General features: G+C 29.1%; 16 protein-coding genes and 1 pseudogene. 6 read left to right on the forward strand and 11 right to left on the reverse strand.

Going from position 1 to position 13,909, the window contains the following annotated elements; genetic code table 11:
* Positions 1-230: 230 nt before the first annotated feature.
* On the forward strand, positions 231-1,457 hold the full coding sequence (gene tyrS / locus ACRDDY_RS15150; protein ID WP_438565778.1) for a tyrosine--tRNA ligase: 1,227 nt from the start codon (positions 231-233) through the stop codon (positions 1,455-1,457).
* A gap of 121 nt (positions 1,458-1,578) precedes the next feature.
* Here tyrS and ACRDDY_RS15155 read toward each other — a convergent pair whose 3' ends face one another.
* Positions 1,579-2,745: an iron-containing alcohol dehydrogenase gene (locus ACRDDY_RS15155; RefSeq protein ID WP_438565779.1), complete on the reverse strand. Its 1,167-nt coding sequence runs from the start codon at positions 2,743-2,745 to the stop codon at positions 1,579-1,581.
* Positions 2,746-2,915: 170 nt separating this feature from the next.
* Between ACRDDY_RS15155 and ACRDDY_RS15160 the strand changes: the two genes are divergently transcribed.
* From ACRDDY_RS15160 to ACRDDY_RS15170, 3 genes are read left to right on the forward strand one after another with little or no spacing between them, the layout of a single operon-like run.
* The gene (locus ACRDDY_RS15160; RefSeq protein WP_438565780.1) at positions 2,916-3,416 is read left to right on the forward strand and encodes a hypothetical protein; all 501 of its coding nucleotides are present in this window, start codon (positions 2,916-2,918) and stop codon (positions 3,414-3,416) included.
* A gap of 14 nt (positions 3,417-3,430) precedes the next feature.
* Complete coding sequence (locus tag ACRDDY_RS15165; protein WP_438565781.1) at positions 3,431-3,877, forward strand: hypothetical protein; 447 nt, start codon at positions 3,431-3,433, stop codon at positions 3,875-3,877.
* Positions 3,878-3,880: 3 nt separating this feature from the next.
* Complete coding sequence (locus ACRDDY_RS15170; protein WP_438565782.1) at positions 3,881-4,378, forward strand: hypothetical protein; 498 nt, start codon at positions 3,881-3,883, stop codon at positions 4,376-4,378.
* A 39-nt stretch (positions 4,379-4,417) separates the two neighbouring features.
* Here ACRDDY_RS15170 and ACRDDY_RS15175 read toward each other — a convergent pair whose 3' ends face one another.
* Positions 4,418-5,344 carry a TRM11 family SAM-dependent methyltransferase gene (locus ACRDDY_RS15175; RefSeq protein ID WP_438565783.1) on the reverse strand — a complete coding sequence of 309 codons (927 nt, stop codon included), beginning with the start codon at positions 5,342-5,344 and terminating at the stop codon, positions 4,418-4,420.
* 188 nt (positions 5,345-5,532) lie between these two features.
* Here ACRDDY_RS15175 and ACRDDY_RS15180 point away from each other — a divergent pair, with 188 nt between their 5' ends.
* Positions 5,533-6,429, forward strand: coding sequence for an aldo/keto reductase (locus tag ACRDDY_RS15180; RefSeq protein ID WP_438565784.1), 897 nt, complete (start codon positions 5,533-5,535; stop codon positions 6,427-6,429).
* 53 nt (positions 6,430-6,482) lie between these two features.
* Here the strand turns inward: ACRDDY_RS15180 and ACRDDY_RS15185 are convergent, their stop codons facing one another.
* Positions 6,483-7,721 carry a peptidoglycan-binding protein gene (locus tag ACRDDY_RS15185; protein ID WP_438565785.1) on the reverse strand — a complete coding sequence of 413 codons (1,239 nt, stop codon included), beginning with the start codon at positions 7,719-7,721 and terminating at the stop codon, positions 6,483-6,485.
* Between the two features lie 107 nt (positions 7,722-7,828).
* Positions 7,829-8,377: a manganese efflux pump MntP gene (locus tag ACRDDY_RS15190; protein ID WP_438565786.1), complete on the reverse strand. Its 549-nt coding sequence runs from the start codon at positions 8,375-8,377 to the stop codon at positions 7,829-7,831.
* Between the two features lie 212 nt (positions 8,378-8,589).
* Here ACRDDY_RS15190 and ACRDDY_RS15195 point away from each other — a divergent pair, with 212 nt between their 5' ends.
* Entirely contained in the window at positions 8,590-9,102 is a 513-nt protein-coding gene (locus ACRDDY_RS15195) for a ferritin (RefSeq protein WP_438565787.1), read from the forward strand.
* Positions 9,103-9,159: 57 nt separating this feature from the next.
* On the opposite strand, the gene ACRDDY_RS15200 is transcribed toward ACRDDY_RS15195, so the two are convergent.
* The 7 genes and pseudogenes from ACRDDY_RS15200 to ureC form a co-directional block, all read right to left on the reverse strand.
* Positions 9,160-9,681, reverse strand: a complete 522-nt coding sequence (locus ACRDDY_RS15200) for an AmiS/UreI family transporter (RefSeq protein WP_438565788.1) — start codon at positions 9,679-9,681, stop codon at positions 9,160-9,162.
* Positions 9,682-9,693: 12 nt separating this feature from the next.
* Positions 9,694-10,899 (reverse strand): ammonium transporter, encoded by a 1,206-nt coding sequence (locus ACRDDY_RS15205; RefSeq protein ID WP_438565789.1) that lies wholly within the window; start codon positions 10,897-10,899, stop codon positions 9,694-9,696.
* A gap of 13 nt (positions 10,900-10,912) precedes the next feature.
* Positions 10,913-11,761 carry an urease accessory protein UreD gene (locus ACRDDY_RS15210; RefSeq protein WP_438565790.1) on the reverse strand — a complete coding sequence of 283 codons (849 nt, stop codon included), beginning with the start codon at positions 11,759-11,761 and terminating at the stop codon, positions 10,913-10,915.
* Between the two features lies 1 nt (position 11,762).
* Entirely contained in the window at positions 11,763-12,371 is a 609-nt protein-coding gene (gene ureG / locus ACRDDY_RS15215) for an urease accessory protein UreG (RefSeq protein WP_438565791.1), read from the reverse strand.
* A 26-nt stretch (positions 12,372-12,397) separates the two neighbouring features.
* A complete protein-coding gene (locus tag ACRDDY_RS15220) occupies positions 12,398-13,111 on the reverse strand; it encodes an urease accessory protein UreF (protein WP_438565792.1) in 714 nt (237 codons plus the stop codon).
* Entirely contained in the window at positions 13,086-13,535 is a 450-nt protein-coding gene (locus ACRDDY_RS15225) for an urease accessory protein UreE (RefSeq protein WP_438565793.1), read from the reverse strand. The genes ACRDDY_RS15220 and ACRDDY_RS15225 overlap by 26 nt, the downstream gene beginning before the upstream one ends.
* A 25-nt stretch (positions 13,536-13,560) precedes the next feature.
* Positions 13,561-13,909: pseudogene (gene ureC / locus ACRDDY_RS15230) on the reverse strand (urease subunit alpha); the annotation flags it as partial.

Here is a 13,909-nt window from a genome sequence, read left to right on the forward strand (position 1 = left end):
AATTAAGGTGGTACCACGTGAATAATCTCGTCCTTTTATTAGGAGGGGCTTTTTTTATACCCTTTTTTAAGAAATCTTTATATAATAGTTAATCTTATATTAACTCACCTAAACTTTGCATATTAAATTTAGCAAAACAAAAGAACTTAGAAAAGTATTTACCCTTTAATAATTTTTATAGGTAAATTTCAAAATATTATTATAAATTAAATTTTATGGAGGTAATTTTTATGAAAAACGTATTAGATACTTTAAAAGAACGTGGATACATAAAACAATTCACACACGAAGCTGAAACTCATGAATTATTAGAGAAGGAGAAAATAACATTCTACATTGGATTTGATCCAACTGCAGATAGTTTACATGTAGGACACTTTATTGCACTTATGTTTATGTCTCATATGCAAAAAGCTGGTCATACACCAATCGTATTAATCGGTGGTGGTACAGTTACAATTGGCGATCCAAGTGGAAAAACTGATATGAGAAAAATGTTAACTGATGAGCAAATTCAACACAATGTTGATTCTATCAAGTCTCAAATGTCAAGATTTATAGATTTCTCAGATGATAAGGCAATCTTAGTTAATAATGCTGATTGGCTTAGAGGCTTAAACTACATTGATTTCTTAAGAGAAGTTGGAAGTCAATTCTCAGTTAATAAAATGTTAGCTGCTGACTGTTTTAAAAGAAGATTTGAAGCTGAAAGAGGTCTTTCATTCTTAGAATTTAACTACATGTTAATGCAAGCTTATGATTTCTTAGTTCTTAATGAGAAGTTCAACTGTAAAATGGAATTAGGTGGAGATGACCAATGGTCAAATATGATTGCTGGTGTTGACTTAGTTAGAAAGAAAAAATCTAAAAGTGTTTATGCTATGACTTGTAGTCTTTTAACTAATAGTGAAGGTGAAAAAATGGGTAAAACTGTTGGTGGCGCTTTATGGCTTGATCCTAATAAAGTTTCTCCATTTGATTTCTTCCAATACTGGAGAAATGTTGGTGATGCTGATGTTGAGAACTGTTTAAAACTTCTAACATTTGTTGAACTTGATGAAATAAATGCATTATGTGATGTTGAAGGTGCTGAAATAAATAAAGCTAAAGAAAGATTAGCATTTGAAATAACTAAATTAGTTCATGGTGAAGAAGAAGCTACTAATGCTTTAAAAGCTGCTGAAGCTTTATTTAAAGGTGGAGTAAACTTAGACCATGTTCCTACTATTGAGATTACTGAAGAACAACTTGGAAGTAACTTAATTGAAATATTAGTTTCTGAAAAGATTGTTCCTTCAAAATCTGAAGCTAGAAGATTAGTAGCTCAAAATGGTTTGTCTTTAAACAGTGAAAAAGTTACTGATATTGCACAAGCTATTGAAAAATCTCACTTTGAAGAGGGATTTGCAATGGTTCAAAAAGGTAAAAAAGGATTCTTTAAAGTAATAATAAAATAGTAAAAAGAGGTATATTAAATTGTTTCCTATTGATTAGACTAGGAACAATTCATATACCTCTATTTTTTTACTTTTCGTATTGGTGAATTTTTCTAATTTTTTTCTTCCATCGCATCTGCCACTATAATGACTTTCTATATATATCTACTATTCCTTCTTTTGTAAGTTCTCTATATCCTGATAAATCGCCTGTTCTTGTACAATGAACTGCCATTTCTTCAAAATGTTCTTCAGTTATTCCTAAATCACTTAATTTACTTTGAATTTTTAATGTATTGAAGAAGAAATTTTTTGTTTTTTCAATAGCAAATTTCGCTATTTCTTTTTTATCTAAATTTCTGTCTATCTCCCATACATTAACTCCAAACTCTACAAACTTCTCTAATGAATCCTCATCTAATACAAACTCCATCCAATGAGGAGTTAAAATTGCAAGTCCTACTCCATGTGTTATATCATAATATGCACTTAATTCATGCTCCATAGGATGAACTGACCATCTTATAGCTTTACCACATGATAATAATCCATTAATTCCAAGACTTGATGCCCACATTAAATTTGCTCTTGCTTCATAGTTTTCTCCATCGTTATAAGCAATTTCTCCATATTTAATACAAGTTTTTAAAAGTGCTTCACACATTCTATCTTGAAGATATGCTCCTTTATCATTACTAAAATACACTTCAAATATATGACTCATTATATCAGCTGTTCCTGCTGCTGTTTGATTCTTAGGTACTGAGTATGTATATTCAGGATCTAAGATTGATGCTTTAGGTCTTAAACTTGGATGACCAAAGCTTAATTTCTCTTTTGTCTCTAAATTACTTATGACAGCACCTGGATCCATTTCTGAACCTGTAGCTGCAAGTGTTAAAACTGATACTATTGGAATTGAATCCTTTACTTTTGATGAATCTAAAAGTAAATCCCATGGATCCCCATCATAAAGTGCTCCTGCAGCTATTGCCTTTGCACAGTCTATAGTACTTCCGCCACCAATTGGTAAAATAACATCTATTTTATCAGCTTTTACAAACCTAATTCCTCTTCTTACAGTTTCTATTCTTGGATTTGGTTCAACCCCTGAAATTTCTATACATTTTATATTATTTTCATTTAATAAATCTAATACTGTGTCATATAATCCACTTCTTCTTATGCTTCCTCCACCATAAACTAATAAAACTTTTTTACCATATTTTTTTATCTCCTCTGGTAAGTGCTTAATTGCACCTTTTCCAAAATAAATGTCTGTTTTTATTGAATAATGAAAATTTTTCATGTCTTTATTCCTCCTTTGATATTCCTCTACTATATATTATAACTTAACTCCTTATTATTATAATGTTAATATTTTTTTATTTTACTTTTTCAAATATTTCCTTATAATAATAAAAGTAGTTATTAAAAGATAATTTTTATCTTTTAGCAAAATTTAGGAGGAATCAAGACATGAAAAATATAGATTTAATATCATATCCATTTTTAAATGAAAATTTTGGACCTGTTGATCACGAAGTAATGACAGATTATCTTTCTTCAATTCTTGGTAGAATTCTTTCATTAGATACCCCATTATATAATGAAACATTCTGGATGATGGATAGAATTCTTCACTTAAATGGGTCGATTCGTGGAAAACTTGCCATCACACAAGAAGATTTAGATTATGGCTTAAATTTAATTCAAAAATTAAAAACTTTAAACAAAGATAGAATTTCAAGCTTTGTTTATCCAACAGGACATCCTATTGCATGTGAATATCATGTAGCAAGAGGCGTTTCTAAACAAATTTGTAGACAGCTTTACTTATTAAAAAAAGCTAATGATAATATTCCCACTATATTAATAGATTTCTCTAATTTAATAACTAATTTATTATTTGTTTTTTCTTTAGAAGTTAATAGACAAAATAACATTGAAGAAAAAGCATTTATATCAAAATCTTATTAAAAAGGAGCTTACAAATGAAAAAATCAATTTTACCTAAAATAATTATTGCAATCATTGCTATTGTAGTTGTTATCGGAATTATTTTTGCAGGACATAACTTAATTGAAGGCCAAAAAGGTGCAAAAACAATACATATTACTATTGAAGATACTTTAAATCATCACTACTTACTTAAAGACAAAGAGTTCCATACTAATGCAAAAACTCTTGCTGATTTCTTACAAGAAAATCAAAAAGAACTTAAAATTAACTTTGAACAAACTAAATGGGGACCATTTATTACTGGAATGATGGGATTAAACAGTCCTAGTATGGACAAAGGACCTTGGTGGATGTATGGATACGATTCTCCAGCTCAAAAATTAAACTTCAAAGTTGGTGGTGCACCTACTTCTAATAAAATTAATTTAGCAAATGGAGATTCAGTCGACTTCGTTTACACAAATAATATGGGGTCATAGACCTTGAATGCTAAAGAAGTTACTAGAATTGCAATTCTTGCTGCTATAATATTTGTAGCCTATTACTTTGGCTCTGCATTAATGTACATTAGTATTACAAATTTTTTAATACTACTTTATGGAGTTTATGTTCAAAGAAAAGTTGCATATATAACTATAGTTATCTGGTGTTTTCTCGTAATGCTTTTATATGGATTTGGCCCTTGGGTAATAATGTATTTTATATTATTTCCTCAATATATCCTTATATATAATTGGCTTTACAAAAAAACACAATCTGAATATGTATTTGCTTTTGTAGGTGCTTTTCTAACTTTCATATGCGGAACTATTATAGATTTACCTTTTATAATATCTTCTCATATGTGGGGTCATATGCTATGGATTAGACTTATATTAGGATTTGAAACTGATATTGGATCTACTCTATGTACTCTTTTTGGTTGTCTTTTCTTATTAAAACCACTAAAAAGAGCCTTCAAAGGAATGAGCACAACTTAAATAAAAACACACTAGAAATTTTTCTAGTGTGTTTTTATTTTACTCACAAATACTAATATATCTTATAAACTTTCCTTTACAAACTTTACTTCTATCTATAATTTTAAAACCTGCAGTTTCTATCATTTCATCCATATCTTCAAATGTTACTATTATCATAGTATCACTTATTCTTCTAGCAGTTTCTATTATATCTCTTTGCTCTTTTTCTGTAGTTTTTGTAAACACTCCATAAGGAATATCTATTATAGATATATCATATTTTTCTGTTATATCATGCATACTTCCTTTTGTAACTCTTTTTTCTAATCCAAAAAACTCTAAATTTCTTTTTGCATTAGCTGCTATTTGAGGATTTATCTCACAACCACAAATATCAATCCCAATAGATAAACCTTCTATCAAAGTTGTTCCAACTCCACAGCAAGGATCTATTATCTTTAACCCTTGTCTATTTTCATTTGCAATATTAACAAGTGCTTTTGCTACTCTTAAGCTTAATGAATTTGAATACGTGCATGGTTTTTGGTCATGAATATGCCATTTATAATCATTTCTCTTATTTATTCCTAAATACCATTTTTCTTTATATTTAGTTACTCCAAGTGAAATTTTAGGCTCATGCATATCAGGTTCTCCAATTACTCTAAAACCAATTTCATATACACTCTTAAGCCTTTCTTTATAAGGTACATTTCCTTCTTCAAGTCTTAAATATTCCACTTTAAAATCATCAAAAGATAATTTTTCATCTTCTATATTTTCAAGTATTTCTTCTAAACTTTCTTCTTCATATATTATATCTAATCTATTTTTTATAAATGGACTATTAGACGGATTAAACTCAATCTCACTTTTTAAAGTTTTATTAACTGGTTCCTCTTTAAAAATTCTTCTAGCCTCCATCATACAAAGTTCCATTTCAAACTTTGGATAATTAAATATATATAAATACTTCTGTTTCATTTTATCTCCTTTTTCAGAGCCTTAACCACTCTCTTTCGTTTATATCTAATCTTTCTTTTATACTAATTTGTATAAAATCATTTTATATTAAATTTCTTATTAACACTATAACTTTTTAATCTATTTGAAAATATATACAAATAAATGTTACAATATTATTAGGAAATTTTTTGGAAAGAGGTGTTTTTATGGAAAAAATTAAACTAACTGATAACTTATCTTATTCAAGAATAATACAAGGATTTTGGAGACTATCTCATTGGAATCAAACTCCTCAAGAAACATTAGATTTTATGAAAGAATGTATTGATTTAGGTATTACAACTTTTGATAATGCTGATATTTACTTAGCTGAATCACTTCAAGGTGAGGCTATGAAATTAGATAAAGGAATTCGAAATCAAATTCAAATTGTAACAAAGTGTGGAATAAAACCTCCTATACAATCATTATTTAAAGGAATTTCTACGCCTCACTATAATTCTACTAAAAAACATATTATAGAGTCAGTTGACAATTCACTTAAAAGACTTGGTGTAAATTATATTGATACTATGCTTATTCATAGACCTGATTTTTTAATGGATCCTCAAGAAGTTTCTGAAGCTTTTACAGAAATAAAAGCTTCAGGTAAAGTTTTAGAATTTGGTGTTTCAAATTTTACACCTTCTCAATTAGACTTATTAACTTCATTTTATAAAGAACCTTTAGTTACAAATCAAATTGAAATTTCTGTTCTTAAAACAACAGGTCTTACTGACGGTTCATTAAATAAAACTCTAGAAAAAAGAATTTCCACAATGGCTTGGTCTCCTTTAGCAGGTGGACGTATTTTTAAAGATGATTGTGCTCAAGCTTTACGTGTACGAGCTTCTTTAAATGATTTAAAAGAGAAATATAATGCTGAATCTATTGATCAAATTGCTTATGCTTGGCTTTTAAAACATCCTGCTAAAATAATGCCTATAGTTGGTAGTTCAAAAATTTCTCGTGCTAAAACTGCTATAAAGGCCTTAGATATAAACCTTTCTCACGAAGATTGGTATACTATATTAGAAGCATCACTTGGAAAAAGTGTTGACTAAAAAAGAAGTGCTAGATTTAAAATCTAGCACTTCTTTTTTTATATTATATATCTTTATACACCTAAAAGCTTTGACCAAGTATTATTTCCTACAATACCATCAGCAGATATTTTTTTAGATTTTTGATAATTTGCTACTGCACTTTTTGTACTACCTCCGAAATTTCCATCTGCTCCATAACTTCCACAAGGAAATCCTATCTGGATTAATCGTTTTTGTAATATTTTAACAATCCCACCCTTATTTCCTTTTTTTAAGATAGGACATGCTTTTAATGTTTTAGGTCCTCCAATTCCATCTACACTTAAATTAGCTCCATAACTTTTGTTTAATTCCTTTTGTAAGCTAGTAATCCAATTTTCACTTTCCGTTTCACTTCCACTTTCTACATTCAAAAGTTTTGCCCATGTCTTTCCTCCAACAATTCCATCTTTTCCTATTCCTTTTTCATTTTGGAATTTTAAAACTGCATTTTCAGTTCCTGTACCAAAAATTCCATCTGCCCCACTTTCTCCACAAGAATATTTTATACTCATAAGCCTATTTTGTAATATTTTAACAATCTCACCCTTATTTCCTTTTTTTAAGATAGGACATGCTTTTAATGTTTTAGGTCCTCCAATTCCATCTACACTTAAATTAGCTCCATAACTTTTGTTTAATTCCTTTTGTAAGCTAGTAATCCAATTTTCATTTGGTTTTGGCTTCTCCTCTGGAACTGTTGGTTTATCAGGTACTATTGGCTTCTCTGGGACTTCATTTATTTTCCCTGCTAATGCTTCTGCTATTGCAAAACCTATCTTATCATAACCAACCTTTTTATAAAGCTCCACATCTTTAGTTGCTTCAACAAAGCATACTTCAACTATCATAGAATTCATATTAGTTCTTTTTAATTCACTTAAATCTTTTCTTTCCTTTATTCCCCTACTTTTAAACCCTAAACTTACAATATTATTTAAGACAGCTTTAGCTTCTTTATTCTCTCGACTTGATTCATAAACCAACACTTCTGTTCCTATAGCTCCATCATATTCATCATATGCCTTATTAAAATGAATACTTAAAAATACATCTGCCCCCCAATCATTTGCTTTATTTATTCCATAAGATATTTCCTTGTTTACAGTGTTATAGCTATCATTTGGAGTTACATCTAAAACCGTATGATTTGTTTTCTTTAAATACTTTACAATAGCATCCTTTACTTTTCTATCTTCCGTTGTTTCATCTAATATAGCTCTAGCACCTGGCACACTAAACGTATGTCCACCTCTTATTGCAATTTTCATAAATATCACCTTCCCAATTTGTGTCTCACTATATATATATATGCCTAGCTTCTTTTTATGGATAAAAAAATGAAACATTTCTTTTATTTGAAATGTTTCACTTACTCTTAAAATAATACTCTTAACCCTAATACGATAAGAATAATAGCCCCTATAATTTCACCAATTTTACTTTCAACTTTTTTACCTACACCATATCCAAGTACTGCACCTAAAACTGTAATTATAAATGTAACCATTCCTATTAAAACAGGTGGAATAAAGTCTGCTCCTTTATATGTAACAAATGTAACACCAACAGCTAATGCATCTAAACTTGTTGCAAATCCTAACGCCATTAATGTTTTAAAATTTAATGATTTTTTCTCATCACCTTCATCATTTCCTTTTATTGCATCAATTAAAAGCTTAACTCCAAGTCCAACAAAAACTATAAATACAATTACTTTATTATACCTCTCTATATAAGTTGAAAAATATCCTCCTACAAACCATCCTATAACTATCATAATAGCTTGAAATAATCCAAATGTTATTCCCATTTTTAACGTTGCATTGCTATCAAATTCTTTAAATCCAATCCCTCTTGATAATGAAACTGCAAAAGCATCCATCGCTAATGCAACTCCTATTAATATAATTGATATATATCCCATCATTTACCTCCACTTTTATTTATACTAAAGATATATTATATCATTTATATTTTTAGTATATCGCTTTAACTTTTCAACTTATTTTTAATATTCTATTAACTTTTTATATTTAAATATTATTCTATTTTTATCTATATGTCTCTATAAATTTGAACTTTTCTCTTATCCGTATTACAATTTAATTGTATCTACTTACAAAGGAGGATTTTTATATGTTAAGTCAAACATTATTAGATTCATTAAATGAACAAGTTAATTTTGAATTTTATTCTTCATACACCTACTTAGCAATGTCTGCATTTGCAGAAGCTAATGATTTACCAGGTGTTGCAAACTTTTTTAGAATTCAAGCCAAAGAAGAATTAGATCATGCTATGAAATTCTATGATTATATTTTTCAAAAAGGTGGAAATGTAATTTTAGAAAAAGTTGATATGCCTAAAAAAGATTATACTAGTATTATTGAGGTTTTTGAAGAAGGCTTCAAGCATGAACAGTTAGTTACAAGTAAAATTTATAACTTAACTGATATTGCTACTGGTGAAAGAGAGCATGCTACTATAAGTCTTTTAAAATGGTTTATTGATGAACAAGTTGAAGAAGAAAATAACTTCCAAACTTTACTAAAAAAAGTTAGACGACTTGAAGGCAACCCTACAGGAATGTATATGCTTGATGATGAACTTGCTAAAAGAATTTATGTACCTTTAAATACACAGGCTTAAAATCTATAAACTAAAAGGAGCTAAAAATTTAGCTCCTTTTAGTTTTAACTATTTATCCTAAGTCCATATTCCCATTAATATTAAAAATCCTGGTATCCATGCTGTAAAAACACCTTCTACTATACTAAGCCATGGAGTAAATTTTCCTAATCCTTTTCCCCATAAAACTTCTATTGGTGATGTAATCCATAAAATACCCCATGCCCACCATATAAGTGCCATAAGAATATTCCATATTCCACCTTCTCTCCATTGAAGAACTCCTGCTGGTATTGTTGTTATTGCAACAAATAATGAATACCATGCAAAAGTTCTTGTATCAAGATTAAAAAGTGAATTTATTGCTATGAAAAGATATGTAAATCCAAACAAAAGTCCTGTTGCTGGTGCATAAAAGTTTATTGAATTTGCTGGTGCTTGTGCCTGATCTATTATAAGTGTTCCAAAATTAACAACTATTGATAGCGTCGCTGTTATTAAATTCATAACTGCTGTTGATTTTGGTGGTATTTTTGTAAGAGTTCCAATACCATTAATCATAAGTACAAAACCTACATATAAAAGAACTGCTCCTAACATATTTTTTCCTCCTTACTCTATATCATATTTTTCATGTAAAAGAGATTCGTCCAAACCTCTTTCCTGTTCTTCTTTAGAAACTCTAATAAAGTTTCCTCTATCTATTATCTTCATAATTATGAATGTTACAATTATTGAGTATATCGCAACTATTACTGCTCCGAATAATTGAATTAAAATTTGCTCTACTCCAGCATTTATTCCATTAACTAATCTATTTGCTAAAAATCCTATTAGTATAGTTCCAATAAATCCTCCCATTCCATGAACACCCCAAACATCTAGTGCATCATCAAATCTCTTTTTAGCAAATTTAACACAAAAGAAACAAAAGGCTCCTGCAATAGCACCTATTAATGTTGCTGAAAGCGGTGTTACATATCCTGATGCAGGTGTTATTGTAGCAAGCCCTGCAACTGCACCTATCAATGGCTCTAAAAAAGAAAATCTTTTTTCTTCAATATAAGATATTATAGTCCATACAACCATTCCAGCAGCTCCAGCAACTCCAGTATTAGTAAATACTATTGCTGCTGTTTCTGCTGCTGCAAGAGTTCCACCTGCATTAAATCCAAACCACCCAAATAATAAAAGTGCTGCTCCAATTGCTACTAACCCTAAATTAAACGGCCCTTTATCATTTGGCACTGCTCTTCTTCCTAATACATATATAGCTGCAAGCCCTGAAAATCCTGAACTTACATGAATTACAGTTCCTCCTGCAAAATCAACAAATCCCATTTTAGCAAGGAATCCACCTCCCCAAATCCAATGAGCAATTGGAAAATATACTATAATCATCCAAATAATTAAGAAAACTATCCATCCTCTTACTCTCATTCTATTTGCTATGGCACCTGTCATTAATGGTAATGTTATAATTGCAAACATTAATTGATACATAAAGAACATTAAAAATGGTATTGTTAATCCATAAGTTCTATTTACCACAAAATCTAAATTTCTAAATGCAAAAAATTGTGCTGGATTTCCAATAAAACCACCTATATCGTCTCCAAATACAAGACTAAACCCTCCAAATATCCACATAATAGTTACAACACCTATTGCTAAGAATACCTGTAACATTATTGTTAGAGAATTCTTTCTCTCTACTAATCCACCATAAAAAAATGCAAGCCCAGGTGTCATTATAAATACTAATACTGTTGACAAAATTATAAATGCCACATTTCCATGCACTATTCCATCTAACATAAAATCACCTCTTTTAATACTTACGTATAATTATAGGAAGAGAATTAAATAATTCTCTTCTTACAAAATTATGACACTTTATTATTACCTTTTCTATTTCGCCTGTCATATCACCTATAATTCTAAGTATAAATCCATTTATCTCTAAGCCACTTATTCCATAACTTACTTTTAAATCTATTCCCTCTATTTCTTTTCGTAATTCTTCTATGAATTCTTTCGTTATTCTTTTATCTATAACTAATAAAGTTCCAAAATTTAAATATCCCTCTAAATACCCTAATTTGCTAACATCATATTTTCCTGGTTCTAAAACAAGATTATCTAAAAGCACCAGTTGTTTATCATAATATATATTAGTCTTAAGTTTTCCACTTCTATATTTAAAATCTTTTCCATCTGGTGACCATCCTGAAGTAATTCCATCTGTATATATAAATGTACTATCTTTATCCATATAAACATTATTCACCTGATTGTACATAGCATCTTTATATAAAATTACTGGATCAGTTATATATTCTAGAATACTATTTTTATCTAAATTTATATATGTTTCTTGATATGTTTCTTTTTGATTCTCACATTTATAAATTTTAGTTGATGCTTGTGTAGTAACTATTGCCCTTGCATCTTTTTTTAATTCTATTATATTTAAAAACTTTTCTCCTTCAACATACCCACCACCAATTTGAACAATAAAATATGTTGAAATTTCCTCTCTATCTAAATGAATTGTTGGTGAAATTCTCATTACACCATCAAATGCTCTTTTACTAGTAATTGTTTTATCTCCACGTTTTTCTAAAACCAACTTTATATATCCATCAAAATTTTCTATTTTATCTTCGCATTTCTGCATACTATATTCCCTCTAATAGACATTTTTGCTTTATCCAATCTATAACTAAATTTATACCTTCATCAGTTTTTAGATTTGTGAAAATAAATGTGTTTTCTTTCCTAAAATTAAGAGTATCTTTTCTCATAATTTCTAAGTCTGCTCCAACATATGGTGCTAAATCTATCTTATTAATAATAAATAAATCACTCTTTATCATTCCTTGCCCTGCTTTTCTTGGAATTTTTTCTCCTTGTGCAACATCAATTATATAAATTGAAAAATCTACTAAGTCAGGACTAAATGTTGCTGCTAAATTATCTCCTCCACTTTCTAAGAAAATAATATCTAAATCATTAAATCTACTCTTTAATTCATCAACTGCTGCAAAATTCATTGAAGCATCTTCTCTAATAGCAGTATGTGGACATCCACCTGTTTCTACTCCGATAACTCTATCTTCTGGTAAAATAGAATTTTTCACCATAAATTTAGCATCCTCTTTTGTGTAAATATCATTTGTTATTACTGCACATTTATAATCTTCATTCATTTGTCTAGTAACTCTCTCTATTAAAAGTGTTTTTCCACTTCCAACAGGGCCACCAACACCTATAACTACTGGTCTCATAATTTATCACCTCATATAAAAATTTTTTATGACATAAATAATCTAAATATTAATGTTTCATGTTGAATTTGTGCAAGCTCAATACCTGGAACATTCGCTCCAAACATATCTTCACTTAATTCTTCTATTAATTCACTAAGCTTTTCAAATTCTTCTGAACAACCTTTTAACAGAAGCTGCCCATCTTTTTGCCCAAGTGGTATTGTTCTTACCGCATTTTGTATTAATGTAGATGCCGTACTATACATATAATATTGAATTGCAAATTTATAATCAATTCCTAATTCATACATAAGAGTTCCAAACACTATTGATGGATGCCCGAATACTTTTTTACTTTTTATATCTTCTAAATATCTTTGCAATTTTTCAGATTTATATAAATCTAAAAATAATTCAACCATTCTTCTTGCAACAAGTTTATTTCCATCTCTTGTTTCTTTTGCCATACATTGAACAGTTAGTTTTCTATCTAATTCTATAATTTTATCGTAATTATCTTTTTTTAGTAGAGGATATAGGAGTTTTATCCCATATCCTTCACTATATAAAAATTGACTTCTAAAAAAAGTAGTTATCCATTCTCTACAAGTTTCTGTATTTTTTATCCGATCATCTCTTAAGTATGTTTCCATTCCGTATGAGTGGTTAAACGATCCTATTGGAAAATTTGAATCACATATCTGCATTATTTCTAATATTTTTAAATTTTGTTTAATGTCTATGCATGAAGTCAACATGTCTAAATGCCTCTTTTAACTCTAGATTTTCTCTTTTATAATTTATTCCGTCTCTTTTTAAGCCTTCTTCAACCACTGGATCATATTGTATAATCATTCTTCCATCCATAAATTGTGCTGGATGATGCTTATTTCCTATCTCATGTGCAATTTTTCCCATTTCAGTAATATCTTTTGGTAAAATTACAAGAACATCTTCGCTATTTATCTTAACTATAACAACGTTATGCCCATCATTGAAAATAATATCTCCATCTTTAAGCTTTTCATCATTTTTTAATGCAATTCCATATTCTTTTCCGTGATCTGATTCTGCTCTTACAATTCTTTTAAGCATATCTTCATTATCTAAATAAATTTTTTCTATATGACACCCTTCTACATCTGTACTGTCTATATTTCCTAACACTTTATCTAATATCATTATCGCCTCTCCTTTAATTATTAAATTAGAATAAATAATACCTTTGTGTTAATGGTAATGTTTCTGCTGGCTCACAAGTTGCTAAAACTCCATCTACTTTTACATCATAAGTTTGTGGATCAACTTCTAATTTAGGCATCTCACTATTAAATTTCATATCATTTTTAGTTAAATTTCTAATTCCTTTAACTGGAAGCACCATTTTTTCTAATCCTAATTTTTCCTTTATTCCATTCTCATATGCATATTTTGAAACAAATGTTACACATGTTCTTGGTAATGCCTTTCCATAGTATCCAAACATATTTCTTGGAATTTCTGGTTGACATGTTGGAATTGATGCATTTGCTTCACCCATAATTGAATTAAGAACC

Origin of the sequence: Clostridium sp., assembly GCF_051656525.1 — a bacterium.
Classification (GTDB): domain Bacteria; phylum Bacillota; class Clostridia; order Clostridiales; family Clostridiaceae; genus Clostridium.

What these genes read in the sequence shown, in the direction of transcription:
- ACRDDY_RS15205 (WP_438565789.1), bottom strand. Translation starts at nt 10,899, where the DNA reads ATGTTAGATGGAATAGTGCATGGAAATGTGGCATTTATAATTTTGTCA.
- ACRDDY_RS15175 (WP_438565783.1), bottom strand. Translation starts at nt 5,344, where the DNA reads ATGAAACAGAAGTATTTATATATATTTAATTATCCAAAGTTTGAAATG.
- ACRDDY_RS15190 (WP_438565786.1), bottom strand. Translation starts at nt 8,377, where the DNA reads ATGGGATATATATCAATTATATTAATAGGAGTTGCATTAGCGATGGAT.
- ureG (WP_438565791.1), bottom strand. Translation starts at nt 12,371, where the DNA reads ATGAGACCAGTAGTTATAGGTGTTGGTGGCCCTGTTGGAAGTGGAAAA.
- ACRDDY_RS15195 (WP_438565787.1), top strand. Translation starts at nt 8,590, where the DNA reads ATGTTAAGTCAAACATTATTAGATTCATTAAATGAACAAGTTAATTTT.
- ACRDDY_RS15180 (WP_438565784.1), top strand. Translation starts at nt 5,533, where the DNA reads ATGGAAAAAATTAAACTAACTGATAACTTATCTTATTCAAGAATAATA.
- ACRDDY_RS15160 (WP_438565780.1), top strand. Translation starts at nt 2,916, where the DNA reads ATGAAAAATATAGATTTAATATCATATCCATTTTTAAATGAAAATTTT.
- ACRDDY_RS15155 (WP_438565779.1), bottom strand. Translation starts at nt 2,745, where the DNA reads ATGAAAAATTTTCATTATTCAATAAAAACAGACATTTATTTTGGAAAA.
- ACRDDY_RS15210 (WP_438565790.1), bottom strand. Translation starts at nt 11,761, where the DNA reads ATGCAGAAATGCGAAGATAAAATAGAAAATTTTGATGGATATATAAAG.
- ACRDDY_RS15225 (WP_438565793.1), bottom strand. Translation starts at nt 13,535, where the DNA reads ATGATATTAGATAAAGTGTTAGGAAATATAGACAGTACAGATGTAGAA.
- ACRDDY_RS15220 (WP_438565792.1), bottom strand. Translation starts at nt 13,111, where the DNA reads ATGTTGACTTCATGCATAGACATTAAACAAAATTTAAAAATATTAGAA.
- ACRDDY_RS15165 (WP_438565781.1), top strand. Translation starts at nt 3,431, where the DNA reads ATGAAAAAATCAATTTTACCTAAAATAATTATTGCAATCATTGCTATT.
- ACRDDY_RS15185 (WP_438565785.1), bottom strand. Translation starts at nt 7,721, where the DNA reads ATGAAAATTGCAATAAGAGGTGGACATACGTTTAGTGTGCCAGGTGCT.
- ACRDDY_RS15200 (WP_438565788.1), bottom strand. Translation starts at nt 9,681, where the DNA reads ATGTTAGGAGCAGTTCTTTTATATGTAGGTTTTGTACTTATGATTAAT.
- tyrS (WP_438565778.1), top strand. Translation starts at nt 231, where the DNA reads ATGAAAAACGTATTAGATACTTTAAAAGAACGTGGATACATAAAACAA.